The organism is Paenibacillus sp. Soil750 (assembly GCF_001428045.1).
In the GTDB taxonomy this organism is placed as follows: domain Bacteria; phylum Bacillota; class Bacilli; order Paenibacillales; family NBRC-103111; genus Paenibacillus_E; species Paenibacillus_E allorhizoplanae.
Map to the genome: position 1 here is coordinate 676424 of NZ_LMSD01000001.1, position 21922 is coordinate 698345.

Annotated in this window: 18 protein-coding genes, 1 riboswitch and 1 other annotated feature; of the genes, 13 read left to right on the forward strand and 5 right to left on the reverse strand. The window is 45.6% G+C overall.

The genetic code is table 11. From position 1 onward, the window contains the following. Positions 1-38: 38 nt before the first annotated feature. The 4 genes from ASL11_RS02985 to ASL11_RS03000 all read left to right on the forward strand — a co-directional run bounded on the left by ASL11_RS02985 (position 39) and on the right by ASL11_RS03000 (position 5277). A complete protein-coding gene (locus ASL11_RS02985) occupies positions 39-1373 on the forward strand; it encodes an ABC transporter substrate-binding protein (protein ID WP_056609457.1) in 1335 nt (444 codons plus the stop codon). Between the two features lie 65 nt (positions 1374-1438). After that, positions 1439-2317, forward strand: coding sequence for a carbohydrate ABC transporter permease (locus ASL11_RS02990; protein ID WP_056609459.1), 879 nt, complete (start codon positions 1439-1441; stop codon positions 2315-2317). Beyond that, a complete protein-coding gene (locus tag ASL11_RS02995) occupies positions 2317-3135 on the forward strand; it encodes a carbohydrate ABC transporter permease (RefSeq protein WP_056609461.1) in 819 nt (272 codons plus the stop codon). Before ASL11_RS02990 ends, ASL11_RS02995 begins: the two co-directional genes overlap by 1 nt. A 30-nt stretch (positions 3136-3165) precedes the next feature. After that, on the forward strand, positions 3166-5277 hold the full coding sequence (locus ASL11_RS03000; protein ID WP_056609463.1) for an alpha-galactosidase: 2112 nt from the start codon (positions 3166-3168) through the stop codon (positions 5275-5277). Positions 5278-5357: 80 nt separating this feature from the next. Here ASL11_RS03000 and ASL11_RS03005 read toward each other — a convergent pair whose 3' ends face one another. Beyond that, the gene (locus tag ASL11_RS03005) at positions 5358-6206 is read right to left on the reverse strand and encodes an AraC family transcriptional regulator (protein ID WP_056609465.1); all 849 of its coding nucleotides are present in this window, start codon (positions 6204-6206) and stop codon (positions 5358-5360) included. A gap of 177 nt (positions 6207-6383) precedes the next feature. On the opposite strand from ASL11_RS03005, the gene ASL11_RS03010 reads away from it, so the two are divergent. Then, positions 6384-7868, forward strand: coding sequence for a tagaturonate epimerase family protein (locus tag ASL11_RS03010; RefSeq protein WP_056609467.1), 1485 nt, complete (start codon positions 6384-6386; stop codon positions 7866-7868). A gap of 61 nt (positions 7869-7929) precedes the next feature. On the opposite strand, the gene ASL11_RS03015 is transcribed toward ASL11_RS03010, so the two are convergent. Next, positions 7930-8241, reverse strand: coding sequence for a hypothetical protein (locus ASL11_RS03015; RefSeq protein ID WP_056609470.1), 312 nt, complete (start codon positions 8239-8241; stop codon positions 7930-7932). Between the two features lie 52 nt (positions 8242-8293). Then, positions 8294-8587, reverse strand: coding sequence for a DUF3055 domain-containing protein (locus ASL11_RS03020; protein ID WP_056609472.1), 294 nt, complete (start codon positions 8585-8587; stop codon positions 8294-8296). Between the two features lie 204 nt (positions 8588-8791). Here ASL11_RS03020 and ASL11_RS03025 point away from each other — a divergent pair, with 204 nt between their 5' ends. Both ASL11_RS03025 and tyrS read left to right on the forward strand, forming a co-directional pair. Then, a complete protein-coding gene (locus ASL11_RS03025; RefSeq protein ID WP_056609474.1) occupies positions 8792-9805 on the forward strand; it encodes an HRDC domain-containing protein in 1014 nt (337 codons plus the stop codon). Between the two features lie 65 nt (positions 9806-9870). After that, positions 9871-10132: a binding site (T-box leader), on the forward strand. Between the two features lie 61 nt (positions 10133-10193). Next, the gene (tyrS, locus tag ASL11_RS03030) at positions 10194-11450 is read left to right on the forward strand and encodes a tyrosine--tRNA ligase (protein WP_056609645.1); all 1257 of its coding nucleotides are present in this window, start codon (positions 10194-10196) and stop codon (positions 11448-11450) included. Between the two features lie 87 nt (positions 11451-11537). On the opposite strand, the gene corA is transcribed toward tyrS, so the two are convergent. Further along, on the reverse strand, positions 11538-12476 hold the full coding sequence (gene corA, locus ASL11_RS03035) for a magnesium/cobalt transporter CorA (RefSeq protein WP_056609477.1): 939 nt from the start codon (positions 12474-12476) through the stop codon (positions 11538-11540). A 303-nt stretch (positions 12477-12779) separates the two neighbouring features. Then, on the reverse strand, positions 12780-13007 hold the full coding sequence (locus tag ASL11_RS03040; protein WP_056609479.1) for a hypothetical protein: 228 nt from the start codon (positions 13005-13007) through the stop codon (positions 12780-12782). Between the two features lie 242 nt (positions 13008-13249). After that, a riboswitch (SAM riboswitch) is annotated at positions 13250-13376 on the forward strand. Between the two features lie 113 nt (positions 13377-13489). On the opposite strand from ASL11_RS03040, the gene metA reads away from it, so the two are divergent. From metA to thrS, 6 genes are all read left to right on the forward strand, one after another. Next, positions 13490-14434: a homoserine O-acetyltransferase MetA gene (metA, locus tag ASL11_RS03050; RefSeq protein WP_056609483.1), complete on the forward strand. Its 945-nt coding sequence runs from the start codon at positions 13490-13492 to the stop codon at positions 14432-14434. A gap of 36 nt (positions 14435-14470) precedes the next feature. Further along, a complete protein-coding gene (locus ASL11_RS03055; protein WP_056609647.1) occupies positions 14471-15640 on the forward strand; it encodes an aminotransferase class I/II-fold pyridoxal phosphate-dependent enzyme in 1170 nt (389 codons plus the stop codon). Then, on the forward strand, positions 15637-16815 hold the full coding sequence (locus ASL11_RS03060) for a trans-sulfuration enzyme family protein (protein WP_056609485.1): 1179 nt from the start codon (positions 15637-15639) through the stop codon (positions 16813-16815). The genes ASL11_RS03055 and ASL11_RS03060 overlap by 4 nt, the downstream gene beginning before the upstream one ends. 136 nt (positions 16816-16951) lie before the next feature. Beyond that, positions 16952-18088, forward strand: coding sequence for a cyclic dehypoxanthinyl futalosine synthase (gene mqnC, locus ASL11_RS03065; RefSeq protein WP_056609487.1), 1137 nt, complete (start codon positions 16952-16954; stop codon positions 18086-18088). Between the two features lie 540 nt (positions 18089-18628). Then, complete coding sequence (locus ASL11_RS03070; RefSeq protein WP_056609489.1) at positions 18629-19576, forward strand: putative sporulation protein YtxC; 948 nt, start codon at positions 18629-18631, stop codon at positions 19574-19576. A gap of 357 nt (positions 19577-19933) precedes the next feature. Beyond that, positions 19934-21868, forward strand: coding sequence for a threonine--tRNA ligase (gene thrS / locus ASL11_RS03075; RefSeq protein ID WP_056609491.1), 1935 nt, complete (start codon positions 19934-19936; stop codon positions 21866-21868). Positions 21869-21922: the final 54 nt, after the last annotated feature.

The window sequence follows — 21922 nt, forward strand, 5'->3', positions numbered from 1 at the left end:
CTGTTCTAAACCGAAAACGAGGAAGAGGGGTTACAGATATGAACAAGTTTGCAAGTGTAAGTGTTTCGGCAACGATGGTGGCTATATTATTGTCAGCATGCGGCAGCAACAGCAATACGGCAAGCACGGCAGCACCAGCTGCAAGCAGCGAGACTAAGTCAGCTGCTACTGCGACCGCAACGGCAAAAGTAGAGAAGCCAGTTACGATTTCGTTTATGCATTTCAAAAGTGATGTTACGGACGGTGTAGCCAAAATCGTCGAGCAGTTCGAAAAGCAAAACCCTAACATCAAGGTCGAAGTACAGCCTGTTAAATATGATGATTACTACACTTTATTGAAAACGAAAATGGCCAGCGGCGACATCGTGGATGTGTTTACATTAAATGCGGGCAGCAATACGAAGCTGCTCCATGATGGCGGTTACCTTGAGGATTTGACGGGTAAGGATTTCATGTCCAACTTCGATCCTAGCGTATTGAAAGCGCAAGCAACCGACGGTAAAAACTATATCATGCCAGTTAACGCTACCCCAATTGCCGTTTTCTATAACAAAAAAATATTCAGCGATCTCGGCCTCCAGGTTCCTAGGACGTACGATGCGATGATTGCTGCGGCCAAAAAAATAAAGGAAGCGGGCAAAACTCCTTTCGCCCTTGGCTGGAAAGATAACTGGACGTTAGGCATGTGGTTGAGCCGAGACCTGCCAAGTAATACAACACTGGTAGAGAAACAGGCGGACTTTTTCACCAAAATAGAAAAGGGCACAGCGAAATTCGCTGACAACCCTGCGTCCAAAACGGTTATTGCTCATGCACAAGACTTGTTTGACCTCGGTAATAAGGATCAGCTTGGCGTCGATTACAATGGCGTCGTAGACCTCTTCTCCAAAGGCGATGTAGGAATGATGTACATGGGAACTTGGCCTTTAGCGGATATTCAGAAGAAGAATCCGGAATTATACAAAACAGGCATGGGCTACTTCCCGTATCCGTTCAGCAATGATGAAAGCTTGAATAAGCTTGAATTCAACCCGGATGCCTCTCTTGCCGTAAACAGCAAATCAGCGAATAAAGAGGCAGCGTTGAAATTCCTTGCCTTCATGGCCAGCAAAGAGGGCGGAGATGCTTGGGTGAAAAATATTAACTCGCTTAGCTTTGTCAAAGGTGCCTCAACAGACATCGCGCCAGCGGTCAATGATCTTAAGCCGTATTTTGATAAAGGGTTAACGTATGATTCGCAATCCTTTATTACGACGACCATTGATTGGAATTCACAATTTACGCAATATGTTCAAAAAGTGTTCTTCAAGAAAGCAACACCTGATCAAATCATTAAGGATCTGGATGACTGGGTTGCCAAAAACCACAAATAACGACAGCGTTATAACGGCATAGGCTACTGCCTATGCCGTTATTTATCAGAAAGGGAATTTAACCTATGGGAAATATGAAACGAATGATCCGTGGTGAGTTCTGGTATGTTCTGTTCCTTATTCCGGGTATTCTGTTATTTACGTTAGCCGTCCTCATTCCATTTGTGATAGGAACGCGATATTCCTTCACAAGTTGGGATGGTGTATCACGGAAGCTGACATATATTGGGTGGGAAAACTACGTGCATGCTTTTCAAGACTCGGATGTATGGGCCGCGCTTGGAAATACGTTTAAATATGCATTTATTCTAATGGTGCTTGTGAATGGGCTATCTCTTCTACTGGCGTTGCTTCTGGATTCTTATTTGAAGTTTAAGAACTTGTTTCGGACGATTTTCTTCCTGCCGAGTATTCTCTCTATTGTATTATCTGGATTTATTTGGAAATATAACTTCAGCACAGGCTTCCCCAAGCTGCTGACCCTATTCGGTCTGGATGTGACAAGTCCGCTTGGCAATCCCGATCATGCTTTATTCGGATTGATTCTTGTAGCCCTGTGGCAGGGTGTAGGTGCACCTATGATTATCTATATCGCTGGTTTACAGGGCATTCCGAGCGAGCTTGTAGAGAGTGCCAAAATGGATGGTGCTGGAGCAGGTCGAGCGTTTTGGCATGTGACATTACCACTGCTTGCGCCGTCGATTACAATTAATCTGTTGCTCGTGTTGACGGGCTCGCTCAAAGTGTTTGATCTCGTTTGGGTAACCACTCAGGGGGGACCGGGCTTTGCAACGGAGGTTATTACAACCTTCATTTATAAAACAGCCTTTAACTCCTTTAAAGCAGGCTACGGCATGGCGTTATCGATGATTTTCTTCGTCATCCTGGTCATCGTGACGATTGTACAATTATCCATTTTCAGAAGACGGGAAGTGGAGATGTAATGAAAATCACACGATACAGCACGTTTGTTGCGGTTGCAATTCTGGCTATTCTGTTTGTGTTTCCGATGTATGTTGCCTTACTGATGTCACTCAAAACAGCGAAGCAAACCTTCGATTCCTTCTATTCGCTGCCGACGAGCTTGAATTTTGTTAATTACACGCACGCTTGGAGTACGTCCAAGTATCCCGCAGCATTTATAAATAGCTTGATTGTAACCGGCATCTCGGTTGCTTTGATTATCTTTGCTTCTGCATTGGCTGGATATGCAATTGCGCGCAGAAGTAAGCCATTTTACAACTTCATTTTTATCCTATTTCTATCGGGTATGATGGTCCCTTTTCAAGTGATCATGCTGCCGTTGTACCAGATCGGCAAATCATTCCATCTCGTGAATTCACATTGGGGACTAGCGCTGATCTATGGCGGTTTCGGCGTGCAGATGGGTGTATTGTTTTACACAGGTTTCGTGAAAGGTATTTCACGTGAAATTGAAGAAGCTGCTAGGATTGATGGCTGCTCGACACCGGGTATTTTTATCCGAGTTGTGATGCCTTTGCTCAAGCCGGTAACGGCTACGGTACTCGTCCTGAATGCGTTGTACATTTGGAATGACTTCTTACTTCCACTGCTCTACCTGCAGGACAAAAACTACCGCACCATTCCCCTGCAGCAGTACTTCTTTTTCGGTCAATACAGCAGTGACTTGAATCTTGCTTTCGCTTATGCGGTTATGGGCATGATTCCGATCATCATTTTTTTCTTATTCATGCAGAGATTCATCATCAAAGGGATTGCCGCTGGGGCGATCAAGGGATAGATTCATGGAGACATAAGGGGGACGGTATAGGTGTCTGTAACGGTTTTGGAACAAGCGAACATCTTCGAAATTCGCACTGATAAATCTTCGTATGTGTTCGGGATTAATGAGAAAGGCATCATTCAGCACTTATATTGGGGCGCACACGTTGAAGCAGCGGATTGTGGGTATTTATTGAAAAGTAGGCTGCACAGCTCATTCGATGCAGAAATCGATCGGGAAACGGAGGAGTATGGAGGCTGGGGTGGCTGTAATTATGCTGAACCAGCGCTGAAAGTTTCATTTGCAGACGGTGTACGTGACTTGAAGCTGAGGTATGAAGGATATCGAGTTGTGGGCGAAAATGAAATCGTACTGCGGATGGTGGATAGTTACTATCCATTAGATATCGAAGTTCATTATAAAGCGATCCCTGAGTACGATCTGATTGAGCGCTTTGTGCACGTGCGTAATTCGCAGACAGAGTCCGTTCGCATTGAGCAGGTCACGGCGGCAGTCTGGACGGTGCAGGCTCTACCTGATTACAGAATGACGCATGTGACAGGTCGCTGGGCAGGGGAATATCAATTAAGATCGACGGTCTTGTCCGAAGGGAAAAAGGTGCTGGAATCACGCAGAGGCTTTACGGGGCCTCATGCTAATCCATGGTTCGCTATCGACAATGGAAAAGCCGACGAAACCTCGGGAAGTGTGTGGTTTGGGGCACTTGGTTGGAGCGGCAACTGGAAAATCGTTGCGGAGAAATCGACATTCGGGCATGTGCGAATTGTAGGCGGCGTGAATGATTTTGACAGCGCCTTTGTGCTCGCACCTGGTGAAGTGTATGCTACACCTGTATTCGTCGGCGGATTTACATCTGGTGGATTCGGTCAGATGAGCCGCAACCTGCACAAGTACCAAAGGGATTACGTGCTGCCGACAAGTGAGCTGCGCAAAGTGCTGTACAATTCATGGGAGGCGACGGAATTCGCCGTAACTGTAGAAGGGCAAAAGGAGCTGGCCCAGCAGGCAGCTCGTCTAGGCGTGGAACGTTTCGTTGTTGACGACGGCTGGTTCGGCGAGCGCCATAGCGACCGAGCGGGCTTAGGAGACTGGTATGTCAATGCGGAGAAATTCCCCAACGGTCTTGAGGAGTTAATCGACTATGTAAAGGAACTGGGCATGGAATTCGGGTTATGGGTCGAGCCAGAGTCTGTCAATCCGAACAGCGACTTGTTCCGAGCACATCCGGAATGGGTGTATCAATTCCCGACACGCGAAGGTACGCAGCTGCGAAATCAATTATTATTGAACTTGGGGCTGCCAGAAGTGAAACAATTTGTCCTTCATTTCATGACGACCTTACTTACAAAGTATGATATCCGATTTATCAAATGGGATATGAACCGAACCGTAACAGAGCCTGGTACGGTTGCCTCGGGGCAGGATGTGGGTGCTTCCATGTGGATCAAACATGTCGATCACTTGTATGACATTTGGGCTGAACTCAGGGGACGCTTCCCCCATGTGGAATTTGAGACTTGCGCGGGCGGCGGTGCGAGAATTGATCTAGGCATTCTGCGCTATGCTGATCAAGCATGGATAAGTGATAACACGGATGCACGCGACCGTATATCGATTCAGGAGGGGTTCTCCTACGCCTACAGTCCTTCCGTCATGATGTGTTGGGTGACGGAATCACCACACGGTTTTAACGGCAGGAGTCTTCCTCTATCCTATCGATTCCATAGCGCAATGATGGGCGGTTTGGGCATTGGGGCGAACATCAGCAAATGGTCGACAGAAGAAATGGAGAAAGCGAAGAGATATGTAGAGCTATATAAGGAGATCAGGCCGGTTATTCTCAATGGTGATATGTATCGGCTGTCATCATTGCGAGATTCGAATGTAGCGGCTTATCAGTATAACAGCAAGGATCGTAGCGAGAGCGTTGTGTTTACGTTCCTGCAATCGCAACATTTTGGCTCTGAAGTTCGGCATTTGCTTCTACAGGGCCTAGTGTCTCATGCCTCCTATGAGGTGAATATAGATGAAGGAGAACCCTTCGTCCGTCAGGGCTCAACACTTATGAACCTTGGTGTTGCTGTAAGCCTGCGTGGTGATTATAAAAGTATAATGATCCGTATTAAACGGTTAGAATAGTTTGGAAGTGAAGCCCGCATTGTGCGGGCTTTTTAGATTGTCTCGAAACGAGCTAAGCAACACGGTTTCGTTCTACCTATCTATTGCAAAACAGCCGACTGCCGATAACGCAGCGGTGTCATTTTCGTCATTTGACGGAACACACGTCCGAATTGCACGAGGGAACCGAAGCCGACTTGCTCAGCGATCACGATGACTTTCAACCTCGTTGTAGCTAACAGCCTCTGAGCTTCTTGTACTCGAACGAGATTCACATATTCAACCAGCGAAAATCCGGTGATTTCCTTAAACATTCGGCTTAAATAGGCGGAGCTGATTTCGAATCGTTCTGCAAGCTCCTCGAGTCTCATCGGTTCAGCGAAATGGGCGTTAATAAATCGCACGATAGTAGATATTTTCCGGTGCAGGGGAGAAACGTGTTCGGGTGAGGTGACCGGATGTATGCGAACGAAACGTGCCGTGAATAGTAACAACTCGATTAAAAAGTGTGTCATGGCAAAAGTTTGCCCCATTGCAGGCTCCTTGGCTTCATGGATTAATTTACCTAGCATGTCTTCAACAAGACGCCGAGTGGGCAGATCGAGCCGTAATACAGGCGTATCATGCGTGAAGGCATCCAGTAAGAAAGGTGCCGCTTCTTTCGTATCTTCCAAAATGCTGTCGCTAAAATTAATGACGACTCTCGCATGACCGAGTTTATCTGAGTCGGAGGTGGCATGAAGTTCACGTCGATTGATGAGGACCAAATCTCCTGGAAGAATGAGATAGGAACGATCACGAATGAAATACATGCGTTCTCCTTCGTATAAATAGTAGAGTTCATACATATCATGCATGTGCTGGGTCCTCTCAAAAGATCCAGAGCGATGAATATGCTGGATGTAGAAAGGGCCTTCATCTTCATTGCCGAAGGTGACGGTACGTGACATAGGCGCTGCTCCTTGTTTGGAAATGAGGTAACTGAAGTATATCATATTTTTTAGTGAAAAATATGAACAGTTCTCGCGAAAAATAGGAATAGATGAAGAGAAAACGCTCCTTACTTGCGATAAAATGGATGTATAGATGAAATAGCAAGCGCTTGCACAAATAGGAGGAAATTGAACATGAACGCACTTATAGAAGCAGTACGCGCAGGAAAAGTAAACGACTTCTCATCCGAGGTTATTAAAGTGTATACATCTTCCCTCACCCAAGTGGGAGATACAACATTGCTTATGGTACGCACAACAGAGGGAAAACGACTAATCGTCGTAGGATCTGGCGAATTGTTCGACCAACTGCAAGGTGAAATCGTAGATGGAGAGAAAGTAGCCCCACTTACACATGAAAATCGCTTGATTATCAATCAATTTTTGCCATACACAGCACCACAAGCGTTCGGAACACAAGTAGCAACAATGGGTTTAGGCGATCGACTTGGTATCGCAAGTCCTGGTCATATCCAAACGATCCGCGGCAAAGATATTCGTCCTGTATTGGCGCAACAAAGTATTCGTGAGCTAGCTTTGACTGGTCGCACCTATGAGGATGTATTGGATGCAGCGGCTTATGCGGTTCTGCAAGAGGGCTATACAGACGGATACGGTGCTGATGGCGACCACTTGAAGAAAGAAGAGGACATCGAGTACGCGTTGCGTCTTGGTTTTACGATGTTGACGCTAGATTGCTCCGAGAATATCGACAACACGATTGAATCCATGAGCGAAGCAGAAATCGCAGCAAAATATGAGCAACTGCCTGCTAGCCTGCGCAGCCGCTATGAAGAGCGCTACCTGCAAACAGCACCAAATGTACCAGGAGCTACTCTTGCTTATACAGCGGAAGCTTTGAAGAAAGATGTGCTGATCTATGATGCAGCTATTAATTTCATGGAAGCGATCTACCGTAAGTATATCGTTACACTTGATCGTGCGGTTGATTTCGAAATTTCCATTGATGAAACAGCGACGCCAACTTCCCCAGAGGCACATTATTTGGTAGCCAATGAGCTACGTGACCGTGGTGTTACGATTTTCAGCATGGCGCCACGCTTCTGTGGTGAGTTCCAAAAAGGGATCGACTACATCGGAGATATCGCGCAATTTGAGCGTGAGCTAGCTAGTCATGCTGCGATTGCTGTTCATTTTGAATACAAGCTAAGCATCCATTCCGGCAGTGATAAATTCAGTGTGTTCCCATTGATCGGGCAATACACGAATGGTTTGTTCCACATCAAAACAGCGGGTACAAATTGGCTCGAAGCGGTACGTGTTGTAGCGAAAGTGAACCCTACGCTGTATCGCCGTATGCACCAATTTGCGCTTGACCACTTTGTTGAAGCGACAGCTTACTACCACGTGACAACAGATATCAACGCAATCGTTCCACTTAGTGATGTATCAGATGCTCAATTGCCTGATTACATGGAAGAAAATAATGCACGTCAATTGCTGCACATCACGTATGGTTTGCTTCTTCAAGTGAAAAATGAAGACGGAAGCCGCACATTTGCAGACGAGTTCTTCCAAACATTGGCTGATCAAGAAGATACCTTTGCTGAAGGACTTCGTCATCATATTGGCAGACACTTAGAGTTGCTGGGCAAATAATCAACAACTAAAAACGCCACGAACATCCCTTTGCCGGGTGTTCGTGGCGTTTCTCTTTTACCTAGGACAAGCCTTCGGTAGACTCTCCCGTAGCATCATCTGCTCCAGGATAGTCTCTTGTAATACCTTCGTGCAGCTCACGATTCTCATAAGCAAAACGGTTGGTAGGGCGTTGATCCTCTCGCCAAGGGGTGCTTTTCCCAAGGGATTCTGACAACATACTTGTGCCATACGGCCCTTCGGGAAACTCCTCGGGGATCATGTCATTACGCTGTGATTCTACCGACTTGAGGTCTGTGTACGCAGCGAGGCGGTCTTCTGAGAGGAAGCCTAATCCCTCTACATTGTTGATGTGTGGTGACTTCTTACGCATGGATAAGCCTCCTTTTCAGGTTTTGCTTTTTCCAGTGTCCCCCGACAATCCCTTAAATATCCGTAAAATGTATGGAACCGATAATTTGAGATAAAAATTCGGTAAGCTCTTGAGCTTGTTCTTCGTTAATCTTAAACACATGCTCGAGGTAGCCTTCTTCGTTCAAATCGTCCGGTCCAATAACAGCACTGCGGCCCGATTGCAAATCGATAACCAGCTTCTTGCCATAATAACGGGTTGTGGTCATGATAGCGAGGTCAAAACGGTGTAAAGCATTGCCAACGAAACAGACAAAACGCGTTGTTGTTTCTTCTTGATGATCATATAAAAAGTCATAATCAGACATGAGGGCCCTCCATTCTCTTTCTAGTATGGGTCTATTATAACCGATAAGGGTCTGGGGGCAAAACGGTTCTTGCGCCTAACTGACAAACATGGTATGATTTGGATATTGGAAATGGGAAGCACCTTTTCTGCCTAGTGGGCGGAAGAGGTGCTTTTTCGTTTTTCTTACACTATTTCATATAAACGTCTGGAGGCATGGAAAGGGATGAACATTGTATTTCTTAACACGTTAGAGAAGAATTCAGGGGATCAGCAAGTGATTTCCGCGCAGGTTTCGATTGTCGAAGAACAAGGGATTTGGAGTGTGTATTGGAGTGAACCTGACATGATGGGTAAGCTTACGCAAGACGAATGGTTCCAAGGAATAAGCTGGGATGAGATGCTATTTGCATTCCGTCAAGGCTTGCGTGAGAAAATTCGAAGCGGCTTTCGGCCGTTGGTACACACGGAATTAGATCTTACGCAAGGACTATCAGGTAAAGCGAAAATGACACAAATGCTAACGTATTACTGTGAGGAGAATCCGAATGAAGAGGTGTTCGAGTCACTGCGTGCATGGCGTCGTGAGCAGGCTGCTCGTGAGAAGAAGGCACCCTATATCCTTGCAACGAACCGTGTCCTACGGATGATTTCAGTGTTCTTGCCACAGACCAAGGAAGAGCTTCAACAGATTCCTGGGTTTGGTGAGCAGAAAACGGCACAGTACGCCGATCAATTGCTTGGACGGATAGGCGAGTGCACACGCACGAACGGCTTTCCGTTGGATTGGGTTGCCAACTATGTGGATACGATGAAGTTCGAGGGTTGGCTCCTTGCTCAGAAGGAGCAGAAGCTGCGAATCGAGCTTGATCGTGAAGTCAGCAAACGCAAGCTGTTAGAAATCGTTGCTGGAGGCGGGAGCTTGGCGGATCTTCAGGCGAATCTGACGATGCCGCGGAGAGAATTGCTGTTGTGGGTGGAAGATTTGGATCGTGAAGGCTACGATATGGACCCTCTCGTGGAAGCTGAACTATCTTCGATATCAGAGGAGGAGCAAATTAAAGCGTGGAATGCATATGAATCTGAAGGTGATCGCTATTTAAAGCCTGTTCTCAAAAGTCTCATCGGGACGGAAGAACTGAAGGGGAAAGAGCTCGATCGTGCTTATGAGTGGCTGCGTCTGCTTCGGTTACGTTTTCGCAGAGAGAAGGAAAGAAATGCGATCCAAGCAGCTAGTTAATGTGCATTGACAAAGGGATGTGGGATATGATTAAATGGTCAATAATCTAATATCCGTCAAAGCGATGACGAACATGGGCGAAGCCCGAAGTAGGAGAAATGCCGCTGCTGCAGAGAGTCGGTGGAAGGTGCAAACCGATGCAAGCATATTGTCCGAATTACAGTTCTGAGTTGGTGGAGGGAACATGCTCTATCGAGCACTAGTAGCTTACACCCGGCAAACTATTTGTCGTTAATTTTCTAAGTGAAAGAGAAGTGGCATGCTTGTAGGCGTGCAACCAATCTCTTTAATTAGGGTGGTACCGCGAGACAATCTCTCGTCCCTTTGTGGACGTTGAGGTTGTCTTTTTTGTTTTCTTTTATAACCAATCGAATGGAGGGATCGTATGTTGTCTTGGGATAAGCTTACTGTGGAACAGCAGCAACAAGTTGAGCATCAATTAAGTATCCTCAAACGCGGCACTGCGGAAATCGTGCCAGAAGAAGCGCTGAAGATGAAGATTATGAAGGCGGTAGTGACAGGGACACCACTCAAAGTAAAGCTAGGACTAGACCCCTCTGCACCAGATATCCACATCGGACATACGGTCGTCCTACACAAGCTTCATCAATTCCAAGACTTGGGACATGAGGTTCAGCTAATTATTGGTGATTTCACGGGACGCATCGGCGATCCGACAGGGAAATCCGAGACACGTAAACAGCTTTCGGAGGAAGACGTAAAGCATAACGCGCAAACGTACCAGACCCAGCTAGCCAAGGTGTTGGATATAAACAAAACATCCTTCTACTATAACTCCACTTGGTTAGGTGAGCTGCGCTTTGACGATGTGCTAAGACTTGCTGGTAAAGTGACGGTTGCTCGCATGCTAGAAAGAGATGACTTTGCAAAGCGGTATGCGGCGAATCAGCCGATACATGTGCACGAATTTTTCTACCCGCTTATGCAAGGCTACGACTCGGTTTCTTTAGAAAGTGATATTGAGCTCGGTGGAACCGATCAGACTTTTAATATCTTGATGGGGCGCACGCTTCAAGGGGCATATGAGATCAAAGAGGGTCAGGTGGCGATCCTGATGCCGTTGCTCGAGGGACTGGATGGCGTTCAGAAGATGAGCAAAAGCCTGCGTAACTATATCGGTATCGATGAGCAGCCGAATGACATTTTCGGTAAAACCATGTCCATTCCAGATACGCTCATGCTCAAATATTTCGAGTTAACGACAGCCTTGTCGAATGAGGAAATCGATGAGCTGCAGCAAGGGCTCGAAGCGGGTACGATCCATCCGAGAGATGCCAAGCTTAGGCTGGCGAAATTGTATGTTGAGATGTACCACGGTGTGGAAGCGGCTGAGGAGGCGGAACAGCATTTTATTACTGTTTTTCAAAAGCGCGCTTTGCCAGATAGCATTGAGGAAGTAAACCTAGACAGCAGCGATCTGGAAGCAGGAAGCTTGTCCATTATCAAGTTGTTAGTCAGCTTATCGTTGCATGCGTCGAATGGGGAAGCTAGGCGAAGCGTAGAACAAGGAGCTGTGAAAATCAACGAACAGAAGCTGACAGATATTCATGCGCAAATTATGCCGGTGGATGGCGATATTCTGCAAGTCGGGAAACGGAAATTTGTTAGAATCAAGCTATCCTAAGTTAAATGCTAAAAAGGGTGACTTCTAGGCAGTATTCCTACGTTTCTGCTAGAAGTCACCCTTTATCTATACATCGATCTGAGTCGATCATAGCCATTCTTTCTTGCGGAACAGCACATACATGGCAATGCCGAGGACGCCCATAAAGGCTAGCACGATTTCATCCCCATGAGGGGTTAGATGCAGTCCGAGAATATTATCGAAATTCATCCCGAAAACACCGGTAATGAATGTCAAGGGCATGAAGATCGTCGTCAACGCGGTAAACACGCGCATGATATCATTGGCGCGGTTCGCTAGGCTGGATTGATAAGCTTCTCGTAAGTTCCCCATAAGATCGCGGAGCGTATCGAATGTATCGACGATTTTGACGGCATTCTCATAAATGTCGCCGAAGTACTTTTGGAGCTGATGATCGATCAATCTGAGCTCTTTTTTACCGAGCGTCCCAATAACGTCACGTTGAGGCACAAGCATCTTTTTCAGCCATAAAATTTCAGAACGAAGACCGATAATTTCATTCAAATGCGACTTCTTCGTCGCCATTAGAATATCTTCTTCCAGCTTCTCAATTTTGGCTTCAATTCGGTCACCGACCGCCACATAGTTATCGACGACGAGATCGACCAAATGATATAAGAAACGATCGGCGCTGTTCACTTCTTCCTCCCATAGGAAGGGTTTGAGTGCGCGCAGCTCATTAATTTTTTGTCTTGTTACAGTAATGATCACATGTTTGCTTAGAAATAGATTAAGTGCGCGTAAGAAAATTTCCTCATCATCGAAACGAATACTATTAATAACAATGAAATAATGAGAATCATAAAATTCAATCTTAGGACGCTGTTCTTCCTCACTAAGGCAATCTTCTACGGCCAAATCATGCAAATGAAAAAGAGGCTGAAGTAATTCCAAGTCCTCGATCCCCGCATCAATCCAGTAAAAGCCTTGGCTTGGAGGTGTCAGCGCAGCAGTAACATCATCAACTAACGTAAAAATACCATTTTGAACCAACCGTGTTTTCATCTGCCCACCCCTTTGAATGGAATCAGCCGGTTAGTACATCTAGAAGAGCAATGCTCTGGATGATGGATTAACCGACTTCATTCCTACACTTTGAAATTGTTTATTCGCCTTGCAGGTTCTACTCCTCGGTTCTCCGTCCAAGCGTATGCCCTCCTTTTCCGTCCGTGTCGAATACTTGTCTAGTATACCCGTTCATATACCCTGTTTCAAGCCAAAAAGTTTGATGTAACAAGGGGAAATGTCGATAAGTTAGCTTATGGAGAATAGGCAAAGTCTGTGCCAAAAAAATAAAACCGCCAAAACTTACTTGGCGGCATTTAAAATCTTATTTTTGACGTCTGTGTACATTTGAATGATCTCAGGACCGCCGCGCTTCATCAGATCATCTTCGCTCTCAGCTCCATAAACGAGGTGAAGCTGTGAGACAGCGATTTGGGCTTGCTCTAGTGTAGGTTTGTCGGTTTCAATAAAGGCAAAATAACGATGTAAGGAGGCGAATGCAGAGAAATTATCCGATGTTTGGGTTGACATTATAGCCCTCATTTCTTCAAAAATTCTTATTCGTTTAGAAACATCTGCTATGAAAAGCTAATCCTTAGTAATAACCTTTCGTACCTAAACTTAAACAGCTTGCCACAATACAAATTGTATCATTTTAATAACAGCTTGGCTACAACTACTAATTTTTTTAGGATCACTGACATGTACAAGTCTTACCATCTTGACTTTCGTTAATTTTATAGTATGATAATCCTAATCGCATACGTTACGTTTTCTTATCAAGAGTAGGTGGAGGGACTAGCCCTATGACACCCGGCAACCGACAAACCTTTGCAAAAAGGGGAGCACGGTGCTAATTCTTGCGGAAACGCTGTTTACAGCGAATCTGGGAGATAAGAGAAGGACATTGACTTTGATTTTTCATGGCCTTTCTCTGATTCCAGAGAAGGTCATTTTTGCATTTCTCATAGATTTTTCAACTAAACCTAAATTAAAGAAGAGGAGTGAACAGGATGCCGATCAAGATTCCTGACAACCTGCCTGCCAAAGAAATTTTAAACCAAGAGAACATCTTCACCATGGATGAATCCGTCGCGTATCATCAGGATATACGTCCACTTCGCATTGCCCTGCTTAACTTAATGCCGACCAAAGAAACGACGGAGACGCAGCTGTTGCGCTTGATCGGAAACACGCCACTGCAAGTGGAGTTCGTGTTGCTACATCCGAAAACTCATACTTCCAAAAATACGTCCCTCGAACATTTAGATATGTTTTACAAAACTTTTGATGATATCAAAGACGATAAGCTGGATGGTATGATTATTACGGGTGCGCCCGTAGAACAAATGGAATTCGAAGATGTGAATTACTGGGAAGAGCTGACGCAGATTCTTGAATGGAGCAAGCGGAATGTGACTTCCACCCTGCATATTTGTTGGGCGGCTCAAGCAGGCTTATACCATCATTTCGGCGTACGCAAATATGGGCTAGAGAAGAAGACATTTGGCGTATTCCCACATACGGTAAGTGTTCCGAACACGAAGTTGTTGCGCGGTTTTGATGAAGTATTCAATGTTCCGCAATCACGACACACCGATATTAATCGTGAAGATATTGAGCGATGTCCGGATTTAGAAATTTTATCAGAATCCGATGAGTCTGGTGTATATATCGTCGCAACACGCGATGGTAAGCATATTTTCGTAACAGGACATTCGGAATATGATGCTTGTTCCTTGAAATGGGAGTATGACCGCGATGTGGCCAAAGGGCTGCCGATTGATATCCCGAACAATTATTACCCGAATAACGATCCGAGTAGACTGCCTTACAACACTTGGAGAGCCCATGCGAATTTGCTGTTCTCGAACTGGCTGAACTATTATGTATATCAAGAAACACCTTTTGAGTTGACGGTAAACATAAATGAAAGCTTGGCAAGCTCGCAATTGTAAAATCGAACACATACCCCTGAGGAGGAAATTCCCTTGTTGAAAATCGAAAGTCGTCTTGCTCAAATTGGCTCTATTGAAGAACCTGTTACAGGTGCTGTTAGCTTTCCTATTTATCAATCTACTGCGTTTCGCCACCCTAAGCTGGGACAGAGCACTGGATTTGATTATGCGCGTACGAAGAGTCCAACGCGTAAAGTGCTAGAAGACGCTATTGCTCAGCTCGAGTCCGGAGATGCAGGCTTTGCGTGTTCCTCAGGCATGGCGGCATTGCAAACGATTTTCGCATATTTCAGCCAAGGTGATCATTTGATTGTTTCCTTGGATTTATATGGAGGTACGTATCGTCTATTGGAAAGGATCATGTCCCGTTTCGGTGTAACGGCTACTTATGTAGATACGAATGATTTGGATGCTTTAGAAGGTGCTTATCAGTCCAATACGAAGGGGCTTGTTATTGAAACACCAACAAACCCATTGATGATGATTACAGATCTTGAGCTTGTATGTACATGGGCCCGTAAAAAGGGCATCGTCTCCATCGTCGATAACACGCTGCTTACACCGTATCTACAACGTCCAATTGAGCTTGGGGCCGATATCGTTATCCATAGTGCAACGAAATATTTGGGCGGACATAATGATGTACTAGCGGGTCTGATTGTTACAAAAGGGAAAGAGCTTTCGGAGCAAATGGCTATTCTCCATAACTCCATTGGTGCTGTGCTTGGACCGCAAGACAGCTGGCTTCTAATGAGAGGAATGAAAACCCTCGCGTTGCGTATGGAGCGTCATGAGCAGAATGCTACAGCCATTGCAAATTTCTTGCTTGAGCACAAGTTGATTTCAGACGTATACTATCCAGCGCTTGAATCACACCCTGGCTTTGCGATTCAAAATAAACAATCCAGCGGCAACACAGGGATATTCTCCTTCAAGGTGAAAGATGCACGCTTAATTGAACCGATTCTTCGTCATATTAAGCTCATTGCATTCGCAGAAAGCTTAGGCGGGGTTGAATCCTTGATGACTTATCCAGCTGTACAAACACATGCGGACATTCCGCTTGAAATTAGAGAGCAAATTGGTGTTGATGACCGTCTGCTTCGCTTCTCTGTTGGGATCGAGCATATTGATGATTTGATCACGGATTTGTCGAATGCCCTAGATGCAGCACAAGCCGAGTTGGAAGGAGCTCCACAATCATGAGCCATTCTTCTTCAGACAAAGAGAAACGTAAAGCACATGGCAAATTTGCCACAAGACTGATCCATTTTGGCGCTGAAATTGATGAAGCGACAGGGGCATCCAGTGTGCCTCTGTATCAGGCTTCAACCTTTCATCAGGCTGATTTGGAAGCGAACCAAGAATACGACTACACACGGTCTGGTAACCCGACGCGTCAAGCGTTAGAGGATTACATCGCATTGCTAGAAGGCGGTACGCGCGGGTTTGCGTTCGCCTCTGGGATGGCAGCTATCTCTTCTGCGTTGATGTTGTTGTCGCAAGGAGATCATGTCATTTGTACAGAAGACGTGTACGGCGGTACTTATCGTTTGCTGACTACGATTATGAACCGTATGGGCGTGGAATCTACGTTTGTAGATATGACGAACATCGCAGAAGTGAGAGCAGCTCTACGTTCCAATACGAGAGCCGTTTTCATCGAGACGCCTTCGAATCCAACACTTCGTATTACGGATATTGGTGAGATTGCTGCTTTTGCGAAAGAGCATGACCTACTTACGATGTTGGATAATACATTCATGACACCATATCATCAACGTCCAATTGAGCTAGGCATTGACATCGTACTGCATAGTGCAACGAAATTCCTTGGCGGTCACAGTGATGTGTTAGCGGGACTAGCTGTTGTAGCGAATGACAGCCTCGGTCGTCGAATGAAGCAAATTCAAAATGGCATGGGGAACGTACTCGGCATTCAAGATTCATGGCTGCTCATTCGCGGTATGAAAACGTTGCAAGCCCGTATGGAAATGTCCGAGAAGGGCGCTCGTCGATTAGCACAATGGCTGACCGAGCAGCCGGATATCGACGTGGTTTACTACCCAGGTTTGCCTAACCATCCAGGTAGAGAAATCCATGAGAAGCAATCACTTGGTTATGGAGCTGTCGTCTCATTTGATGTTGGCTCTGGTGAGAAAGCGAAGAAGTTGCTAAGTAAAGTTAAAATCCCACTCGTAGCTGTGAGCTTGGGTGCTGTAGAGAGTATCTTGTCATATCCGGCCATGATGTCGCATGCTGCTATGCCGAAGGAAGTACGTTTATTGCGCGGAATTACAGATGGTCTCGTGAGATATTCGGTTGGGCTGGAAGATATCGAAGATATTATTGAAGATTTGGAACAAGCTCTGCGCGGTTAAGTGTTACGGTATTCAGAAATTATTCATATTTACAAAGGAATAACGTCTGGAAAAAGCAGCCCTGTGCTGCTTTTTTGGCATGAGTATGGTACGATTAATGGATACGAGCCTTCAGAAAGTAAAGGAGTGAGTTGCAATGAAACCGATCGATCGCATTTTAAATAAAGCACAAGCAGGCGGACGAATTGATGTAGAAGAATGTATTACGCTTTTCGAATCCGATCAAATAGAGAAAATTGGCGACACCGCTAATCAGATTATGAAAAAATGGCACCCAGATCCGATTACGACTTTCGTGATTGGGCGGAATATCAACTACACGAACATCTGTGATGTGTACTGCCGATTCTGTGCTTTCTACCGTCCACCAGGTTCCGCGGAAGGGTATGTACTGCCAGATGAAACGATCTTCCAGAAGATTCAAGAGACCTTGGATGTTGATGGAACTGAGATACTTATGCAAGGCGGTACGAATCCGAATCTGCCTTTCAGCTACTATACGAATATTTTAAAAGAAATTAAGAAGCGCTTCGATATCACGATGCACTCCTTTTCACCCGCTGAAATTATGAAAATGAAAGACGTTTCCGGCGGCCTATCGCTTGAGGAAATCGTTCGTCAATTGCATGAAGCGGGCCTTGATTCGTTGCCAGGCGGCGGAGCAGAAATCCTTGATGACCGCACGCGTCGCAAGATCTCCAAGTTGAAGGGTTCATGGCGCGATTGGATGGATGTCATGCAAACGGCTCATAAGCTTGGCATGCACACGACGGGTACGATGGTTATCGGCTTCGGCGAATCCATGGAAGAGCGTGCACTGCATATGCTGCGTATCCGTGATGCGCAAGACGATGTGTTGCTGCAAAAGCTGAACACACCGGGCTTCCTGGCATTCATACCGTGGACGTTCCAACCAGACAACACGAATATGAAGGCGGAGAAAGTTACGCCTGAAGAGTACTTGAAAACGTTGGCGATCAGCCGCATCATGCTGGACAACGTGCCGAACTTCCAATCCTCATGGGTCACCATGGGACCTGAGGTTGGTAAGCAGACGTTGAGCTATGGCTGTAACGACTTCGGCAGCACCATGATCGAAGAGAACGTTGTATCCGCGGCGGGCACCACGCACAAGGTCAACGTGTCTTCGACGCTGGACATCATCCGTCAAGCAGGCAAAATTCCTGCACAGCGGAATACGAAATATCAGATTCTGCGTGTGTTTGACGACGAGAATGTGAAGATTGATCGTGATTTTGTGATGCAGAACTAAACATGTAGAACGATAACGCTTATCTGCTATCAAATCCACTGGAGGGGTTTGGAGGGATAAGCGTTTTTTGTCGTTCAGGGTCAACGGCCTCGAGATAGTCTGTAAAACCGACTAACTCGAGTGAAATCAACGCCTATACGATGTAGTTGCTCAAAACATCGATTCATTCTCCTTTTTCTTCATCATTTTAAGCGGAAATTAATCTAAGCTTCAGGTAACCGCGGGTCAATAAGAGTACAATGGGGGGAACACCACAAATTCGAGATTGAAGATCGGAGTGATTTTTGTGAAATTGCTTAAAAGCTTTGTACAAGGATTCCTTTTTGCTTTCATCTCCATTGGTGCTCTCCCTTTCTTACTGGTGAAGATTCTGTTAGAACAACTGTAAAACGCCATCCTTACTTTTGAGAGGGGCAGCCATGTGCTGCTCCTTTTTTGCATGTATCCCCTTCCTCAAATGGCAAATTGTTCGTTGTATATCTCCCTCGCATCGACCATATACTCTTAAGAGGAGGATGCATAGATGGAAGGAGTGAGCACATGGAACTGTTTGCAATTGCCCTAATCAATGTCGAGGAATCCTATGTACGTTCGCTGAGCGCACAGGTGAAGCAAGCGCTGCAGCATTTACATATCGCCCAAAATGGGTTAACGGCCACCTATACTTGGTGTGAAACACGTGCTTTTATTTATGTGGAAGCGGAAGCAGGAAGTGTGATCCACGATCCACATATTCATGAGACTGAAGTACGAGCTTGCCTCGCTGAAGTGTTGGCAAGCCACATTGTAGCGGACAAGGAATCCAGCATTTTACGTAACTTGATCACCAAGGATTTTAAATATGAAAAGCAGTCAGACATCGAGGCCATCGAAGGTTACTGTAAGCCATCCTTGATCCAAGAGAGTGAGCTGGAAGGGTTGCCGCTGATGAATAGTAGCCCAAGTAGGCTTCGTCGTATTGGGCTGCTCAAGGAACAGATAAACACATTGCTCGAGGAGAATCCGCAGATTAGCTTAGATGGCTTCCTCAAATTTCGCATTCAGGAGTATAGGGAAGAACTAAGGGAAATTGCTGAATATGCGATTGATGAGTTTATGATGGACCGCCAGTATCAGGAATTTATTTCGCTTCTACAATATTTCGTCTACATTCAAGAGGCCAAGATACCCGCAGCGCATCTCATTCATAAAGGCGGCCACGAATTCGTCATTCTGAATGATCGGATGGAACCCATTGATGCGAATGAATTCGATGCCAGCTTTCGAATGGAGATGTTGGAGAAGGACATCAATTTCGAGGATATGATTGTAAGCACACTGATCACGGTCTCACCAGCTAACATTTACATTCATACTCGGGATCCTGAATTAACGATTATCAAGACGATAGGGCAAATCTTCGAAGACCGCACATCGGTGTGCAGTTATTGCCGTACCTGCGACCTTTATCTCGGAGATGCCAAAAAGCAGGATCAACTATCCCCTTGACCTTGCCTCTCTCGCCATTTATAATAGTGAACGAAGGCGTTAGTATCAAAGACAAGAACTTTCTGTATGAACTGCTCAGAGAGAGGAGACCAGGCTGCAATCTCCTTCAGCGAATCGGATTGTTTACCCCTTTGTAGCCGTATTGTGGAATTCGACCTGACTTGCAGGTGCGATACTATACAGTACCGGAATCATTCCCGTTAACGAATGCTGATGAGGATTCGACTTACCCTTTGGGTTAGAGCGAATCGAATTAGGGTGGAACCACGAGCTGAGCGCACTCGTCCCTTTATGGGATGAAGTGTGCTTTTTTGCGTTCAATTCACTATTCACTTACACAATTAGGAGGCAGGGAAGATGGTTGTTCAAGTAAAATTACCAGATGGCGCAGTGAGAGAGTATGCAGTGGGTACGACGATTGAGCAAGTGGCCGAATCCATTTCATCCGGTCTGAAGAAAAATGCAGTGGGTGGTAAAGTAAACGGGAAATCCGTAGATTTATCCTTCGCTTTGAATCATGATGTTGATGTTGAAATTTTAACGTTGGATAGCGAAGCAGGACTAGAAATGTACCGTCATAGCACAGCGCATTTGATGGCACAAGCGATCAAGCGTATTTATGGCAATAAAGCAGTTAAGCTCGGAATCGGTCCTGTAATTGAGGACGGCTTCTATTATGATATCGATTTGGAAACACCATTGAATCCTGAAGATTTGATCAAAATCGAGAAGGAAATGGAGCGTATCTCAAACGAAAATTTGGCGATTACGCGCCGCGTTGTTTCCCGTGAGGAAGCGATTCGTATTTTTACAGAAATGGAAGATCCGTTCAAGCTAGAATTGATTCGTGATCTACCGGAAGATTCCGTTCTTACGATCTATGACCAAGGTGAATTCTTTGACCTCTGCCGCGGACCGCATTTGCCGTCAACAGGACGCATTAAAGCGTTCAAATTGTTGAGTGTTGCTGGTGCTTACTGGCGTGGAGATGCAAAAAATAAAATGCTGCAACGCATCTACGGGACTGCGTTCCCTAAGAAAGCGCAACTGGATGAGCATTTGCACTTGCTTGAAGAGGCGAAGAAGCGTGATCACCGTAAACTAGGCCGTGAGCTCAAAATGTTCGCATTCTCACGTGAAGTTGGTCAAGGCTTACCGCTTTGGCTGCCAAATGGTGCTAAGCTAAGACGCACAATGGAGCGCTATATCGTTGATTTGGAAGAGCGTCTAGGCTACCAACACGTGTATACGCCTGTACTTGCGAACGTTGAATTGTACAAAACTTCCGGGCACTGGGATCACTACAGTGAAGATATGTTCCCAAAAATGGTCATGGACAATGAAGAGCTTGTCCTTCGTCCAATGAACTGTCCGCACCATATGATGGTATATAAGAGTGACATGCGCAGTTACCGTGATTTGCCAGTTCGTATCGCTGAACTTGGCACCATGCACCGCTATGAGATGTCAGGCGCTTTGACTGGTTTGCACCGGGTTCGTGCAATGACATTGAATGATGCTCACATCTTCTGCCGATTGGATCAAATTAAAGAAGAGTTCTCCCGCGTTGTTACATTGATCCGTCAAGTGTACGCGGACTTTGGAATCACGGACTACCGTTTCCGTCTTTCCTATCGTGATCCGAAGGATACAGAGAAGTACTTCCAGGATGATGAAATGTGGGAAACTTCCCAACGCATGCTTCGTGAAGTTGTGGAAGAGCTTGGTTTGCCATTCTTTGAAGCAGAAGGTGAAGCGGCATTCTATGGTCCTAAATTAGATGTTCAAATCAAGACAGCGTTGAAGAAAGAAGAAACTCTTTCAACTGCACAAATCGATTTCTTGCTTCCTGAACGTTTCCAGCTTGAATACACAGGGGAAGACGGTCAGAAACATCGCCCAGTCGTAATCCATAGAGGTATCATTTCTACAATGGAGCGTATGACAGCTTTCTTGCTAGAGAATTTCGCTGGTGCGTTGCCAACATGGTTAATGCCAACTCAAGCGAAAGTTATTCCTGTATCGCCTGCATTTGAAGAGTTCTCCAATCAGGTGACAGACCGACTTCGAGAAGCTGGTATTCGCGTTGAGGCGGATAATCGGAATGAGAAGTTAGGCTACAAAATCAGGGAAGCCCAGCTGGAGAAAATTCCTTTCATGCTGGTTGTTGGTGAAAACGAAGTGAAGAATGACAGCTTGTCCATCCGTAAACGCGGTCAAGGGGATCTAGGTACACAGCCGATTGATCAAGTTATCAGTATGATTCAAGAAGAAATCAAAAACAAACTGTAACTCCTATTTGTTCCTATAAGAAGCAGAGAAGTGCTAGTCACTTCTCTGCTTTTT